Source organism: Methylosinus sp. C49 (assembly GCF_009936375.1).
Lineage (GTDB): Bacteria > Pseudomonadota > Alphaproteobacteria > Rhizobiales > Beijerinckiaceae > Methylosinus.
Window position 1 is genome coordinate 1,460,487 of record NZ_AP022332.1, and the last position, 14,476, is coordinate 1,474,962.

The 14,476-nt window shown below is 67.1% G+C and carries 14 protein-coding genes; 4 read left to right on the forward strand and 10 right to left on the reverse strand.

The features are described from left to right. Positions 1-141: 141 nt before the first annotated feature. Entirely contained in the window at positions 142-357 is a 216-nt protein-coding gene (locus GYH34_RS21650; RefSeq protein WP_162561572.1) for a hypothetical protein, read from the reverse strand. Between the two features lie 142 nt (positions 358-499). Continuing rightward, positions 500-1,825 carry an Nramp family divalent metal transporter gene (locus tag GYH34_RS06935; RefSeq protein ID WP_161912930.1) on the reverse strand — a complete coding sequence of 442 codons (1,326 nt, stop codon included), beginning with the start codon at positions 1,823-1,825 and terminating at the stop codon, positions 500-502. A gap of 475 nt (positions 1,826-2,300) precedes the next feature. On the opposite strand from GYH34_RS06935, the gene GYH34_RS06940 reads away from it, so the two are divergent. Next, positions 2,301-3,182, forward strand: a complete 882-nt coding sequence (locus GYH34_RS06940; RefSeq protein WP_024878914.1) for a tetratricopeptide repeat protein — start codon at positions 2,301-2,303, stop codon at positions 3,180-3,182. Between the two features lie 236 nt (positions 3,183-3,418). Continuing rightward, positions 3,419-3,601, forward strand: a complete 183-nt coding sequence (locus GYH34_RS06945; RefSeq protein WP_161912931.1) for a hypothetical protein — start codon at positions 3,419-3,421, stop codon at positions 3,599-3,601. A 225-nt stretch (positions 3,602-3,826) separates the two neighbouring features. Here the strand turns inward: GYH34_RS06945 and serA are convergent, their stop codons facing one another. From serA to gmd, 7 genes are all read right to left on the reverse strand, one after another. Continuing rightward, positions 3,827-5,419 (reverse strand): phosphoglycerate dehydrogenase, encoded by a 1,593-nt coding sequence (gene serA / locus GYH34_RS06950; protein ID WP_161912932.1) that lies wholly within the window; start codon positions 5,417-5,419, stop codon positions 3,827-3,829. A gap of 99 nt (positions 5,420-5,518) precedes the next feature. Next, a complete protein-coding gene (locus tag GYH34_RS06955; RefSeq protein WP_161912933.1) occupies positions 5,519-6,691 on the reverse strand; it encodes a phosphoserine transaminase in 1,173 nt (390 codons plus the stop codon). A gap of 197 nt (positions 6,692-6,888) precedes the next feature. Continuing rightward, positions 6,889-7,740, reverse strand: a complete 852-nt coding sequence (locus GYH34_RS06960; RefSeq protein WP_161912934.1) for an outer membrane beta-barrel protein — start codon at positions 7,738-7,740, stop codon at positions 6,889-6,891. A gap of 139 nt (positions 7,741-7,879) precedes the next feature. Beyond that, entirely contained in the window at positions 7,880-8,428 is a 549-nt protein-coding gene (locus tag GYH34_RS06965) for a hypothetical protein (protein ID WP_244635299.1), read from the reverse strand. Between the two features lie 167 nt (positions 8,429-8,595). After that, the gene (locus GYH34_RS06970; protein ID WP_244635300.1) at positions 8,596-10,002 is read right to left on the reverse strand and encodes a glycosyltransferase family 1 protein; all 1,407 of its coding nucleotides are present in this window, start codon (positions 10,000-10,002) and stop codon (positions 8,596-8,598) included. Further along, positions 9,999-10,994: an NAD-dependent epimerase/dehydratase family protein gene (locus tag GYH34_RS06975; RefSeq protein WP_161912937.1), complete on the reverse strand. Its 996-nt coding sequence runs from the start codon at positions 10,992-10,994 to the stop codon at positions 9,999-10,001. The genes GYH34_RS06970 and GYH34_RS06975 overlap by 4 nt, the downstream gene beginning before the upstream one ends. After that, positions 10,991-11,980 (reverse strand): GDP-mannose 4,6-dehydratase, encoded by a 990-nt coding sequence (gene gmd, locus GYH34_RS06980; RefSeq protein WP_161912938.1) that lies wholly within the window; start codon positions 11,978-11,980, stop codon positions 10,991-10,993. Before gmd ends, GYH34_RS06975 begins: the two co-directional genes overlap by 4 nt. A 246-nt stretch (positions 11,981-12,226) precedes the next feature. On the opposite strand from gmd, the gene GYH34_RS06985 reads away from it, so the two are divergent. Together GYH34_RS06985 and GYH34_RS06990 are read left to right on the forward strand one after the other, a co-directional pair. Continuing rightward, a complete protein-coding gene (locus GYH34_RS06985) occupies positions 12,227-13,519 on the forward strand; it encodes a glutamate-5-semialdehyde dehydrogenase (protein ID WP_161912939.1) in 1,293 nt (430 codons plus the stop codon). Between the two features lie 73 nt (positions 13,520-13,592). Further along, the gene (locus tag GYH34_RS06990) at positions 13,593-14,228 is read left to right on the forward strand and encodes a nicotinate-nucleotide adenylyltransferase (RefSeq protein WP_161912940.1); all 636 of its coding nucleotides are present in this window, start codon (positions 13,593-13,595) and stop codon (positions 14,226-14,228) included. Here the strand turns inward: GYH34_RS06990 and GYH34_RS06995 are convergent. Next, complete coding sequence (locus GYH34_RS06995) at positions 14,181-14,444, reverse strand: hypothetical protein (RefSeq protein ID WP_161912941.1); 264 nt, start codon at positions 14,442-14,444, stop codon at positions 14,181-14,183. The genes GYH34_RS06990 and GYH34_RS06995 overlap by 48 nt on opposite strands. Positions 14,445-14,476: the final 32 nt, after the last annotated feature.

The following is a 14,476-nucleotide window of genomic DNA, read 5'->3' on the forward strand; positions in this document are numbered from 1 at the left end:
ATGTCTTTCGAGCGGATCGGCGCGGCGCGGCCGCCGCTGGAGCCTCCTTATGCGCTTATTCTCGAAGCGCCGCCAATGGCAGGCGTCGGCGGCGCTCGCCCCGTCGCCCGAGGCGTGGCTCCGGCGACGGGGCGCTCTGCGTCAGATCGTCTGCTGGGGAGCGGTCCAGCCGGCCGTGCGCCAGCTCTGCTCGAGGCCCCAGCGCCAATGATGATGATGGCGCCAATGATGGTGGTGATGATGGCGCCAGTGGTGATGGTGGTGGTGATGATGCCGATGGTGGCCGCGGGCGGAGGCCACGCCGGGCAGCATCAGCGCGCCGATGAGGGCCGCCGCATAAACCATAGTTCGAAACATGCCGTTCTCTTCCCTTCTGGCGAGGCGGCCCCCCAGCGCCGCCTCGGCCGGGAATGAACGTCGCCGGCGAGAGGATCGTTCCCGCGCGCGTAGGGGCTAGGCCCGCTCGCGGCCCGGCATGGTGAACGGGCCGTTACAAAAATCAGCCGGCGATCGCATCGAAGATCAGCTTGCCGTTGAGCGCGATGATGGCCACGGCGATGACGGCGGCGACGATGGTGGCGCGGCGCGGCGCGGCGAGCTCGCCCATCAGTCTGCGCGAGGCGGTGAACCAGACGAGCGGCACGACGGCGAAGGGCAGGGTGAAGCTCAGCACCACCTGGCTCAGCACCAGCAGCCGGCCGGCGGCCTCCTCCCCGGCGAGCAGCGTCACGCCGACGGCCGGGACGATGGCGATGAGCCGCGTCACCAGACGGCGAAGGGCGGGCTTCATGCGCAGCTCGAGGAAGCCCTCCATCACGATCTGCCCGGCCAGCGTCGCCGTCACGGTGGAGTTGAGGCCGCAGGCGATGAGCGCGATGGCGAAGAGCTTGGCGGCGGTCGGCGCGCCGAGCAGGGGGGCGATCAGCGTGTAGGCTTGGCCGAGCTCGGCGACCTCGGTATGGCCGGAGGCGTGGAACACGGCGGCCGCCAGCACCAGTATCGAGCCATTGATGACGAGCGCGAAGAGCAGCGCCAGCGAGCTGTCGAAAATGGCGAAGTCGATCGCCTCCCGCCGCTCGGCCGAGCTGGCGCCGACGTCGCGCGTCTGCACGATATAAGAGTGCAGGAAGAGGTTATGCGGCATCACCGTCGCGCCGAGAATGCCGAGGCCGATATAGAGCATCTCGGGATTTTCGATCAGCGCGCGGCTGGGGACGAGGCCGGCGGCGACCTCGTGGAGATCGGGCCGCGCCAGCAGCAGCTGACCGCCGAAGGCCAGCGCGATGATTCCGAGCATTGCGACCACGAAGAGCTCGATCTTGCGGAAGCCGAGCCGCTCGAAGGCGAGCACGAGGAAAGTGTCCAGCAGGGTGACGACGACGCCGAAGGCGAGCGGCAGGCCGAGCAGCAATTGCAGGCCGATCGCCGTGCCGATCACCTCGGCGAGATCGGTCGCCAATATGCCGGCCTCGGCCAAGAGCCAGAGTCCCACCGAGGCGGAGCGCGGAAACTGGCGACGGCAGGCGCTAGCGAGATCGAGGCCGGTGGCGAGGCCGAGCCGCGCCGTCAGCGATTGCAGCACGATCGCCATGAGGCTGGACAGAACTGCGACGAAGAGCAGCGCCGTGCCGAATTTGGAGCCGCCGGCGAGAGCCGTCGCCCAATTGCCGGGGTCCATATAGCCGGTGGCGACGAGGTAGCCCGGCCCCAAAAAGATGAAGAGGCGGCGAAAGCCGGCGGTCTCGCGCGGCACGCGCACAGAGCCGCGCATGTCGCCGCGCATCGCGCCGAGCGTGGCGGAAATTTCGGGCGAGACGGCGTGCATGAGGCGACCTCTGCTGCGCCCGCCCGGAGGCGGGCCACTCGGGACGATATAGGCCCCTCCCGCCGCATGCGCCAGCAGGCTCGAGGTCGGCTTTTCACGCTCGCCCCCACTGCGCGTTGCAGGCGATGCGACGGACCGGGTCGATTCTATGTCGCAATGCGTAGCCGGATGCGTCGAGCCGGCGCCGAGCCTGCGGCGAAACGCTAAAATTTGTGACCTTGTTGCAACAGTCGCCGAGATAGTTTTCCGCGAGCCGGGCAAAGAGCCACATGCCCCTTTTCAGCCATAAACGCTGCGCTAATCTCGGCTCGTCACAAGGTCATCGAGGACAAGGGAGACGCCTTCCGCGCCGGCTCGTCGCGGGAGAAGGGTCCTTACGTTCTCAAAGCCTGTCGTCGATTTCGGCGGTGACGATGGCGGTGTTGGTGCGCGGCGTTGTCGAGACGCCGGCGGCGTTGCGAAAGTCAGATCCTCGATGATCGTGTTTCTCCAGGCGATTGCGTCGACGGTGGGGCCGCGCGGGCGTCGTGGGACGCTGCTTCTGGCGCTCGGCTGCGCGACGGTCGGCTCCCTAGCGGCAGGTCGCGCCGCCGCCTTCGACGCGTCGGAGCCGCGCTCCATCGCGGCCGCCACCCAGCCATTGACCATGTTCAAGGACCCGCGCGCCGCTCTCGCCGCCGGGCTCGAGAGCTACCACGCCGGCAACACCAAAAAATCGGTGGAGGCATTGCGCTACGCCGCCGACGGCGGCGAGTCGCTGGCGCAATGGAAGCTCGGCCGCATGTATGCCGATGGCGACGGCGTCGCCCGCGACGACGCCAAGGCCTATTCCTATTTCGCCAAGCTCGTCGATCATTTCGCCGACGACGAGCCGAGCCCGCGCGAGCGGCTGATGGCGGCCGGCGCCTTCGTGGCCGTCGGCGTCTATTATCTCGAGGGGATCGCCGCCGCGAAGATCATGCCGGACGCCGGCCGCGCTTTCGATCTCTTCCGTTACGCCGCGACCTATTTCGGCAACGCCGACGCTCAATATAATCTCGCGCGCATGTATCTCGACGGCAATGGCGTCTCCAAGGATGCGCGCCAAGCCGCCAACTGGCTCGATCTCGCCGCGCGCAAGGGCCATGCGCCGTCGCAGGCGCTGCTCGGCCATCTGATGTTCAACGGCGAGGCCGGCGGTCCGCCGCAGCGCGCCCGCGGGCTCATGTATCTCACGCTGGCGCGCGAGGCCGCCGGCGACCGGCCGACCGATCAATGGATCGTCGAGCTGCACTCCCGCGCGCTGGCGCGGGCGAGCGAGCTGGACCGCAAATCGGCGGTCGCCATGCTCGAATATTATCTGACGCGCCGGGACTAGAGCCCCTTTCTCGAGCCGAGAACAGCGAGGCGATCCCGGAGCCGTCGGGCCGCGGGATCGCCTTTTTGCGTCGCGCTCTCGCTTCCTTCCCACAGGCCTGACTAATTTTGTCGCGCGCGCACATGCCGCATTGTGTCCCGAAAAGAGTTGGTGTAGGCTGACGCCGATGCGACGCTTTGTCGCGCATCTAGTGCAAAAAAAGCAAAATAAAGCACCAACATTCGGAGGATCGTCACATGTCAACAATCGGACACAGCAGCGCTGAGATCGGCAAGACTGTTCTGTGGATGGTCGCTATCGTCGCTTTCGTCATCATCGCGCTGACGAAGGTTCCGGACTGGATTTCCCCCGCCGGCACCAACGGCACGGGCAACGGCAGCGACCCCGGCGTCGGCCGCACCGTCAAGATGATTCAGTAAGATCGACGATCTCTCGCCTTTCGTCTGCAGCTTCGCCCCCACTTGTCGTGGAGCTCGCGGCTTGGCGTTGATCGCCGACTTCTAACAGAAGTCACACTCGATCCGCCTCCTCCGCCTCATTGTCGCGACAATGAGGCGGAGTGAGGAGGACGAGTAGGCGCGAGGAGCCCGACTTCCTCGCGTGTTCGAGAGCGCCGCCTCGAAAAAGCAGCGCGCCCCTCTCCATCATCCTCGAAATTGCAGCGTCGTCGCGAAGCGCACTCCCGCCAGCGCGGCGATCTCTCGCATCGTCTCGCGTGGCGCCGGCTCGTCGATCGCGACCAGGGCCACAGCGGAGCCGCCCGGCCGGTCGCGTCCCAGCGCGCAAGTGGCGATGTTCACGCCCGCCGCGCCCAGCAGCCCCGCGAAACGTCCGATGAAGCCGGGCCGGTCGGCGTTGGACACGAAGATCATCCGCTCGGAGAATTCGGTCTCCACGCGGACGCCCTCCACGGCGACGATCCGCGGCCTGCCATCGTGAAACAGCGAGCCGGCGAGCGTTCTCTCTCCGTCGCGCGATTTTACCGAAACGGCTATGAGCGAATCATAATCGCTCTCGCCGGAGCGGGTGGCTTCGTCGATCGTTATGCCGCGCTCTTTTGCGATGGCCAGCGCTGAAACGAGATTGACCTCGGCGAGCGCCGGCCGCAGCACGCCGGCGACGGCCGCCGCCGTCATCGCCGGCGCATTGCGCTGCGCCGCCGCGCCTTCATAGACGACCATGATGCGCTCGATCGGCGATTCGGTCGCCTGGCCGAGGAAGGAGCCGAGCTTTTCGGAAAGGTCGACGAAAGGCGCGAGCCGCGGCGCCTCCTCGGCGCCGATCGAGGGAAAGTTGACCGCATTGGCGATCGCGCCGCGCGTCAAAAATTCCGACATTTGCTCGGCGATCTGCACGGCGACCTTCTCCTGCGCTTCGACAGTCGAAGCGCCGAGATGCGGCGTGCAGACGACATTCGGACGAGAGAACAGCGGATTTTCGCGCGCCGGCTCGGTCTCGAAGACATCGAGCGCGGCGCCGGCGACATGGCCTTCGTCCAGCGCCGCGACCAACGCCGCCTCATCGACGAGCCCGCCGCGCGCGCAATTGACGATGCGCACGCCGCGTTTGGTCTTCTTCAACGATTGCGCGTTCAGCAGATCGCGCGTCTTGGCGGTGAGCGGCGTGTGCAGAGTGATGAAATCGGCGCGCGCCAGCAGCGGCTCGAGATCGACCGGCTCGACGCCCAACTTTATGGCTCGTTCCTCGGTGAGGAAGGGATCATAGGCGATGACGCGCATGGAAAAGCCGAGCGCGCGTGTCGCGACATTGGCGCCGACATTGCCGCAACCGATGACGCCGAGCGTCTTGCCGGCGAGCTCGACGCCCATGAACTTGCTCTTCTCCCATTTGCCGGCGCGGGTGGAGGCGTCGGCGGCGGGAATTTGCCGCGCCAGCGCTAGCATCAGCGCCATCGTATGCTCGGCGGTGGTGATGGAATTGCCGAAGGGCGTGTTCATCACGATCACGCCGCGCGCCGTCGCTGCGCCGACATCGACATTGTCGACGCCGACTCCGGCGCGGCCGACGACCTTCAGCCGCTCGGCCCGTGCGAGCAGCGCCTTGTCGATTTGCGTGGTCGAACGAATGGCGAGGCCGTCATAGGCGCCGATGGCGGCGGCGAGCGCGCTCGGCTCCTTGCCGAGTTCCGGCCGATAATCCGCCTCTATCTCTCGGGAGCGGAACAGATCGAGCGCTGCGGGCGAGAGCGCGTCGGAAACGAGCACGCGTTTGGGCATAGGGCCTCCCTCGGGCCGCGCCCGAGATTTCGCCCCCTTCGGCGCCGCGCTGACGCGGCGGCCGTCCCTTTCCCTAGATCGTGACAAGCGGCCTTCGTCTCAAGCCGCTTTGGCGGATTGCGCCGCCGCCTCGGCATAGGCCCAGTCGATCCATTGCGTCAGCGCGGCCACGTCGCTGGCCTCCACCGTGGCTCCGCACCAGATGCGCAGGCCGGGCGGGGCGTCGCGATAGGCGCCGAAGTCGAAGCCCGCGCCTTCCTTCTCGACCAAGCCGACGATGCGCGCGGCGAGCGCGGATTGCTCGGCCCGCGGCAGGCTGGCGACGGCGGGATCGGCGAAGACGAGGCAGACGCCGGTGTTGGAGCGCGTCGCCGGATCCTGGGCGAGATGGGTGAACCAGGGCGTCTTCTCGACCCAGTCATGCACCACTTTGGCGTTGGCGTTGGCGCGCGCGTAGAGCGCGTCGAGCCCGCCGATCGACTTGGCCCATTTCAGCGTGTCGAGATAATCCTCGACGCAGAGCATGGAGGGCGTGTTGATCGTGTCGCCCTCGAAAATGCTCTCCACGAGCTTGCCGTTCTTGGTGAGGCGGAAAATCTTCGGCAGCGGCCATGCGGGCGTGTAGCTCTCGAGCCGCTCCACGGCGCGCGGCGAGAGAATCAACATGCCATGCGCCGCCTCGCCGCCCATCACCTTCTGCCAGGAGTAGGTGACGACATCGAGCTTGTCGAATTCGAGCGGCTGCGCGAAGGCGGCCGAGGTCGCGTCGCAAATGGTCAGGCCCTTGCGGTCGGCGGGGATGAAATCCGCGTTCAGCACGCGCACGCCGGCGGTGGTGCCGTTCCAGGCGAAGACGAAATCATTGTCGAAGTCTATCTTCGACAGATCGGGCAATTCGCCGAAGGGGGCGACGAAGCTGCGGGCGGCGCCCGGCTTCAGCTGCTCGATGATGTCCGTGACCCAATCCGCGCTGAAGCTCTCCCAGGCGGCGACATCGACGCCGCGCGCGCCGATCATCGACCACAGCGCCATTTCGACCGCGCCGGTGTCCGAGGCGGGGACGATGGCGATGCGATGGCTCGCCGGCACGCGCAGAACCTCGCGCGTCAGATCGATGGCCTCTTTCAGCTTCGCCTTGCCGGCCGGGGAGCGATGCGAGCGGCCGAGAGCCGCGCCGGCGAGCGCGTCCAGCGTCCAGCCGGGACGCTTGGAGCAAGGACCTGAAGAGAAACGCGGATCGGCCGGCTTCACGCCGGGCTTTTGGATGGGCATTTTTGTGCTGCCTCCCCGGGGCATGGATTTTCGGAGCCTGCGCTACGCGCAACACGTCTTCGCGTCAAGTCGGGCGCGAGCTGGGGCGGGGCGGTCGTGGCCGGCCGCGCGGCGGCGGCGGGGGAGCTTGTCGCGAAGGAGAGGGCCGCCGCCGGGAGGGGCCAGTCGTGGGGCCTAGAGCGGCGGCGGAGACGATCTCAGTCGATCAGATAGCGGAAGCCGAGCCGTACCTGCTGAATGTCGAGCTTGCGGGTATGGTTGACGCCGAGCGCGTCCTTGCCCGAGATCGAGCCCAGATTGAGATAGCGATAGCCGATGTCGACCGACCAATGATCGGTGATGTCATAGGCGAAGCCGCCCATGAAGGCATAAGCGAATTTCAGATAGGTGTTGGAGTAGCTGCGGTCCCAATTGGCCATATAGGTGCCGAGCGTGTAGGGGTCGGTCCAGGTCGTTCCGGCATAGGGAACGAGATTGCCCATGTACCATTGCACCTGAGATTTCTGGAACAGCACGTCGACGCCGGCGCCGGCGCCGATATAGGGCGTGAGCCCGCCCCATGTGCCGAGATCGATATAGACATTGCCGAGGAAGACCGAGGCGGTTCCGCGGCTCTGCGCATAGGGGAAGCAGTCGGTCACGACGGCGATGGAGTCGGTGTAGGGTCCGCCGGCCGGCGTGCCCACCGCGCCGGTCTGGCAGGGCGTCGAGACATAGGAGGCGCTGGAGCGGCTGTAGAGCGGCTGATAATCAGCGGTGACGTCGGTGCGCAGCCAGCTGTTGTAGCGATAGCCGAAGCCAATACCGGCCGACCAGTTGTTGACGAAATTATTCGCCGTCACTGCGCCGTCGATGTTCAGCACGGGCGTGCGCGCCGCGGCGATGTCGCCGCGCAGATACCAGCCGGTTCCCAGCTCGACGGGCTGGTACTCCTGCTGCTCGGGCGGTGAGAAGAAGGGCATGTCCGCCGCGGCGGCCGGACTGGAGGTCGAGAGGCCGAGGATCGCGCAAAAAAGCCCCGCCCCGGCGCAGGAACCGGAAAATCTCATTGGTTCATCCTCGCTACGCGCCGGGCGGCCCGGATCGGGCCGCGACGCGGGTGATGAACGATGAGTAAGTGATTATGCTTAATTGTTACTTAATGAGCGCCGCCGCCGGCCTGTCGCCGCAGCGGCGCTCCGAGTCCCGTCAAATGAGATTGAAGAGGCGCGTCAGCAGCGGTGACAGGATCAGCAGAATGAAGCCGAGGTAGATCGCGCCCAGCGCGAAGGCCGGAATGAAGCGCATCCCCGCGTGGCGATAGATCCACAGGAACACGGTGAACTTCCACAGCACCAGCGGAAACAGCACGAAGCCGACGAGCTTCAATGCCGGCATCGGCGGCGGAAATATCTGCGCCACCGCGAGCGACAGAACCATGGACACGAGGCCGATGATCGCGCCCGTGGAGGTGAGGGCGATCAGCGTCTGCTGAAAGCGCTCGCGCGCGCCGGTCAGCAGCAGCGCGCCGAAGGTCAGCGCGGCCAGCAGAGCGGCGCTCACCAGGCCGTAAGCGATCGAGGGGGGGATGTCGGCGCTCACCAATTGGCCGCCCGTCTCGGTCAGAATATAGGCGGCGAGGCTGATCCACAGCGCCTGCCGAGAGTCGGGCAGGGGAGCCGGCCCGGCCTCGAGCTTTATGAGATCGAGGAGCGCTTTGGGCGTCGGCGGCAGGCTGATGGACGGCGAGATCGACATATGACGGCCTATCGGGTTGGAGCCTCGTCGGCGGAAGGTCGCGACCTGCGCCCCCGCTTTGCGCAAAAGCGGCGAAGCCTGCGGTTCGAGAGAGCCGCAGGCGCCGCCGCCGCAGCCGTCTCTAACATGCTTTTCGGCGCGGCGGAACAAGGCCGTACGGGCGGGGCTCAGGGCAGCTCGCTGGTCCAGTCCTCGGTCGCGATCACTTGCGCGACGCGATGCGCCGCCTCCGCCCAGCTCACGCGGCTGACGGCGGAAGGATCGGCCGTCGCGCTTCCGTCGAGAAGCTCCCGAATGCGCTCGGCGAGAGCGGCCGGATCATTGACGCGGAAATAGAGGGCGCCGGCGCCGCCGACCTCGCGGAACACGGGAATGTCGCTGCAGATCACTGGCCGGCCGCGGCGTGCGGCCTCGGCGATCGGCAGGCCGAAGCCCTCCGCATAGGAAGGAACGAGCGCCGCCGCGCTCTTGTCGTAGAGAAAGGCGAGCTCGGCGTCGCCGATATCGTCGAGCCAGAACAGGCGCCGCCCGAATTCGGCATGGCCGCGGATCTCGGCGGCGATCGCCTCCTCGAACCAGCCGCGCCGTCCGACGAAAACCAGCCGCGCATCGCGGCCCTCGCGCCAGAGCGCCTCGAAAGCCTGCAGCGCGACGCGATGGCCTTTGCGCGGCTCCACAGTGCCGACGCTCAGAAACATGGCGCCGCCCGCTGCGGCAGCGATCTGCGGCCGCGGCGCGGCGGGTGCGCTATCGGCGATATCCGAGCCGCAATGGAACCAGCCGATCGAAAGTCCGGGTCGATGCGGCAGTCCCGTCTCAGCCACGTAATCCGCCAGCTCCTCGGCGACCGTGCGCGAGATGGCGAGAAAGGCGTCGCTCTCGAGCAGCGCGCGGCGCAGCCAGGCCTCATAGCGCGGCGGCGTCACCTCATGGCAGGCGTGCGGATAGAGGGCGGGAATGAGATCGAAGATGCAGGTGACGATCTCGCCGCCGCCGGCGCGAATGCGCGAGAAGACCGGCTGAAACTCCTCGAAAGCGTTCCAGCTGTCCGAGAGCATGAAGAAGCGGTCGCCCGGCTCTATCTCTATTTCGCGATCCGGGCCGGCTGTTCCGCCGATGAGCGCGGCGACGAAGGCCTCGCAGGTGAAGAGCCGGCCGGCCTCGCAGCGCACGGCGATCACGGGAATGGGAAGCGCCGTATCGCGATAGAGGGCCTGGGTGATCTTCTTGACGACGCGCTGGATTCCCGTGCCGGCGTCGCGCCGCGCCGTCGCCGTCACATCGACGAGCAGCCGTCGCGGCTTTAGCGTGTCGCCCCGAGCGGCGGGCTCCGAGACGGCGGACTTGATGGCGGGCGACGGGGCCTTGCGAGAGAAGAGTCGCAGCAGCGGCGTCACCGCATCGACGAGCGCCGCCTCGAAACGGCGCAGAGGCCGGAAGATCAGCCAGGCGGCGGAATAGACGTTTTTCTCGCGCTCATGGACGAGATGCAAAAGCTCGGCGCGCAGAAAATCGAGCTGATGCTCGAGCAGGCGATTGCGCTCCTCGAGACGCCGCTCGCGCTCGCTGGTCATTTCGCGGCTTCTGCGGCCGCGCGGCAATAATCGAGCAGATCGACGAGCGTCTCGTCCATCGCTCGGCGCGGGCTCCAGCCGGTCGCCGCGCGCAGCTTGGCGGCGTCGCAGCGGGCGATCGGTATGTCGGCCGGCCGCAGCCGCGCGGGATCGACGACGATCTCGAAATCGCGTCGCGCCATCGCGCGCATTGTCTCGACCAGAGACGCGAGCGGGCGCGTCTCGCCCGAGGCGATGTTGAAGACATTGCGGTCGGGAAGACCGGGCGCGACGGCGATGAGCCGCAGATAGGCGTCGATGACGTCGCGCACGTCGAGAAAATCGCGCTGCACGGAAAGATCGCCGACCGAGAGGCGCGGCTCGGCGCGTCCACATTCGATCTCGACGATCTGCGCGGCGAAGGAGGAGACGGCGAAGCGCTTGTCTTGGCCCGGGCCGATATGGCTGAAGGGGCGCGCCACGATGAGCCGCGCCGTCTTCGGCAGCACATCCGCCAGCATCGACTCCGCCGCCAGCTTGGAGCGGGCGTAGACGCTGAGCGGACGCGGGATCATATCCTCATGCGCAGGGCCTTCGACGAGGCTCGCGCCATAGACGTCGGCGGTGGAGGCGAAGAGCACGACGGCCGCGGGCGCGTGGCGCGCGAGCGCCGAGGCGAGATTGAACGCGCCGTCGAAATTGACGCGCCAAGTCTCTTCCGCCGCCAGGAAGGACTGCGCCGCCGAGGCTTGCGCGGCGAGATGAATGACGAGATCGGGCCGCGCCTGCGCGATGGCGGCGTCGACCGATTTGGGATCGAGCAGATCGAAGGCGATCGGGGTCCAGCGCCGATCGGGCGCCGGCTCGCCCGGCCGCGCCAGCGATAGGCGCTGCGCTTCAGGATAGGCGCCCGCCAGCGCCTCCAGCAAATGGCGTCCGACGAAGCCGGAGCCGCCGGTGACCAATATGCGTTCATAGCGGGCCGTGGATGTGGACGTGGGTTCCACGCTCATCGTGCCGCCGAATCCTGCCGCAGCCGCTCGAGATCGGCGTCCACCATCTCGCGGATGAGCGCATCGAGCGAGGTCTCGGGCGCCCAGCCCAGCGCCTTGCGCGCCTTGGAGCTGTCGCCGAGCAGAATGTCGACCTCCGCCGGGCGGTAGAATTTCGGGTCGATCACCAAATGCGCCTCCATGTCGAGGCCGGCATGGGCGAAAGCGATGCGGCACATGTCGCGCACTGTGGTGGTGACGCCCGTCGCCACGACATAATCGTCCGGCGTCTCCTGCTGCAGCATCAGCCACATGGCGCGCACATAATCGCGCGCATGGCCCCAGTCGCGCTTGGCGTCTATGTTGCCGAGGCGAAGCTCCTTGGCGAGGCCGAGCTTTATGCGCGCCACGCTATCCGTCACCTTGCGGGTGACGAATTCTATGCCGCGCAGCGGGCTCTCATGGTTGAAGAGAATGCCCGAGGAGGCGTGCATGCCGAAGCTCTCGCGGTAATTGACCGTGATCCAATGGCCATAGAGCTTGGCGACCGCATAAGGGCTGCGCGGATAGAAGGGCGTCTTCTCGCTCTGCATCGGCTCCTGAATGAGGCCGTACATCTCGGAGGAGGAGGCCTGATAGAAGCGCGCGCCGGGGGCGCCGAGCCGCAGCGCCTCGAGCACATTTGCGACGGCGACGGCGGTGATATTGGCGGTGAGAATGGGCTGGCGCCAGGAGGAGGCGACGAAGGATTGCGCGGCGAGATTGTAGACCTCGTCGGGCTTCACCTCCTGCACGATGCGCAGCAGGCTGGAGAGATCGCTGAGATCGCCGTCGAGCAGCTGCACGTCATTGGCGACGCCGAGCCAGCGCAGGCGATGGTCCTCGACGCCGCGATGCGAGGAGCGGCGGATCACGCCAGAGACTTCATACCCCTTGCCGAGCAGAAGCTGTGCGAGATAGGCCCCATCCTGTCCGGTAATGCCCGTCAGCAGCGCGCGTTTCGTCATGCGAAGAACCTCATAGCGGCCGGCTCCACGCGCCCGGGAACGTCGCATCGCCTGCGTTTTGGACGCGGCGTCGGGCGGGCGCCGGCGATTCGGCTCGAGGAGGCGAGCCGTGGCGACGAGCGCTCGCGTCTTACAAAAGGCCTAGCCCGAAGGCAAGCCTCACCGCTTTTAGCGGTGCGCGGCGCTCCCTTTCGGGTACGCGCCGATTCGTGATAGCGCAAGCGAGCGACGAAAGAGGCGAAGAAAATGGCGCAGGCGGAAGCATTGGCGACGAACGAGCGAGAGTTGGGCTCCCTGATGGCCGATATCGGCGTCGGCGCCCGGCGGGCGGCGCGGGCGGTCGCTCTGGCGCCGGCGAAGACCAAAAATGCGGCTCTGCATGCGGCCGCGGCGGAGCTGCGCCGCCGCATGCCGGAGCTGCTCGCCGCCAATGCGCTGGATGTCACGGAGGCGAAAGCGCGCGGAACCGTAGCCTCTTTCCTCGATCGGCTGACGCTCGATCCCGCGCGCGTCGAGACGATGGCGCGCGGCCTCGAGGAGATCGCCGAGCTGGCCGATCCCGTCGGCCGGCTGCTGGCCTCCTTCGAGCGCCCCAATGGCCTCCTCATCGAGCGCGTGGCGACGCCGCTCGGCGTCATCGGGGTGATTTACGAGAGCCGGCCCAATGTCACCGCCGACGCCGGCGGCCTCTGCCTCAAGGCCGGCAACGCCGCGATATTGCGCGGCGGCTCGGAGAGCCTGCGCTCCTCGCGCGCGATCCACGCCTGTCTCGTCGCCGGCCTCGTCGCCGCCGGCCTGCCGGAGGAGGCGATCTCGCTGGTCCCCATCGCCGATCGCGCCGCCGTCGGCGCCATGCTCGCCGGGCTGGACGGCAATCTCGACGTCATCGTGCCGCGTGGTGGAAAAAGCCTCGTCGCGCGCGTGCAGCATGAGGCGCGCGTGCCGGTCTTCGCGCATCTCGAGGGCATTGTTCATGTCTTCGTTCATCGCCAAGCCGATCTCGACATGGCGAAACGCATCTTGCTGAACGCCAAGCTCCGTCGCACCGGCATTTGCGGCGCCGCCGAGACGCTGCTGGTCGATCGCGCCTGCGCAGCCACGCATCTCGAGCCGCTGGTGAAGATGCTGCTCGACGCCGGCTGCGAGGTGCGCGGCGACGCCGCGACGCAGGATGTCGACGCCCGCGTGCTGCCGGCGAGCGAGGAGGATTGGCGCGCCGAATATCTCGACGCCATCATCGCCGTTCGCGTCGTCGATGGGCTGGAGGCGGCGGTCACGCATATAGAAACCTACGGCTCGCATCACACGGATTGCATCATCACGCAGAATGAGGATGTCGCCCGGCGCTTCATGGCGGAGGTGGATTCGGCGATCGTGCTGCACAACGCCTCGACGCAATTCGCCGATGGCGGCGAGTTCGGCTTCGGCGCCGAGATCGGCATAGCGACGGGCCGCATGCATGCGCGCGGCCCGGTTGGCGTCGAGCAGCTCACCTCGTTCAAATATCGCGTGCATGGCGCCGGGCAGGTCAGAGGATGAGCGCGCGACCTTCGTGCGCGCTTCCTTCTCCCACAAGTGGGAGAAGGGAGCGCGAGCTTTCGATGATCGCGCGATGATTCGCCTGCCGCCACATGCGCCGGGGATGCGCATCGGCCTGTTCGGCGGCTCTTTCGATCCGCCGCATGAAGGCCACGCCCATGTCTCGCAGGTGGCGTTGCAGAGGCTGGCGCTCGATCGGCTCTGGTGGCTGGTGACGCCCGGCAATCCGCTGAAGGAGACCGCCTGCCTGCCCTCGCTCGCGCAGCGCATCGCCGCGGCGCAGAAAATCGCCCGCGATCCGCGCATAGTGGTCACGGGGCTCGAGGCGGAGATCGGCGCGCGCTATACGGCGGATACGCTGCGTTTTCTGCATCGGCGCTGTCCGGGCGTGCGCTTCGTCTGGATCATGGGCGCGGATAATCTGCTGCAATTCCACCGCTGGCGCGATTGGCAGGAGATCGCGCAAACGACGCCGATCGCCATCGTCGATCGGCCGGGCGCGACCTTTCGCGCCGCCTCGGCCAAAGCGGCGCAACGCTATGCGTCCGCGCGCCTGCCGGAGAGCGCGGCGGCGCTGCTCGCCGACATGCCGCCGCCCGCTTTCGTCTATCTGCATGCGCCGCGCGTGGCGCAGTCTTCCACCGCGCTGCGCAATGCGCGATTACTTGCCGGCGCTGCGCCGCTGCCACCAGAGCAGCGCGGCCCCTAGGCCGATCATCGGCACGACGACCAGCACATAGGTCCAGATCGTCCCCTCGTCATAAGGGTGATTGTCGTAATAGCCGAACTCGACCGCCTGCCGATACGGGTTGCGGAAGAAGAAGGTGACGAACACCCACATTGCGAGAATGACCGCCGTGAAGAACATCAGCTGACGGCTGGCCAGCAGACGCGGAATGCGATCCTTCGGGGGTTCTTCGGTCATCGGCGGCGCTCCTCGGTTATTGTTGTTCAGCA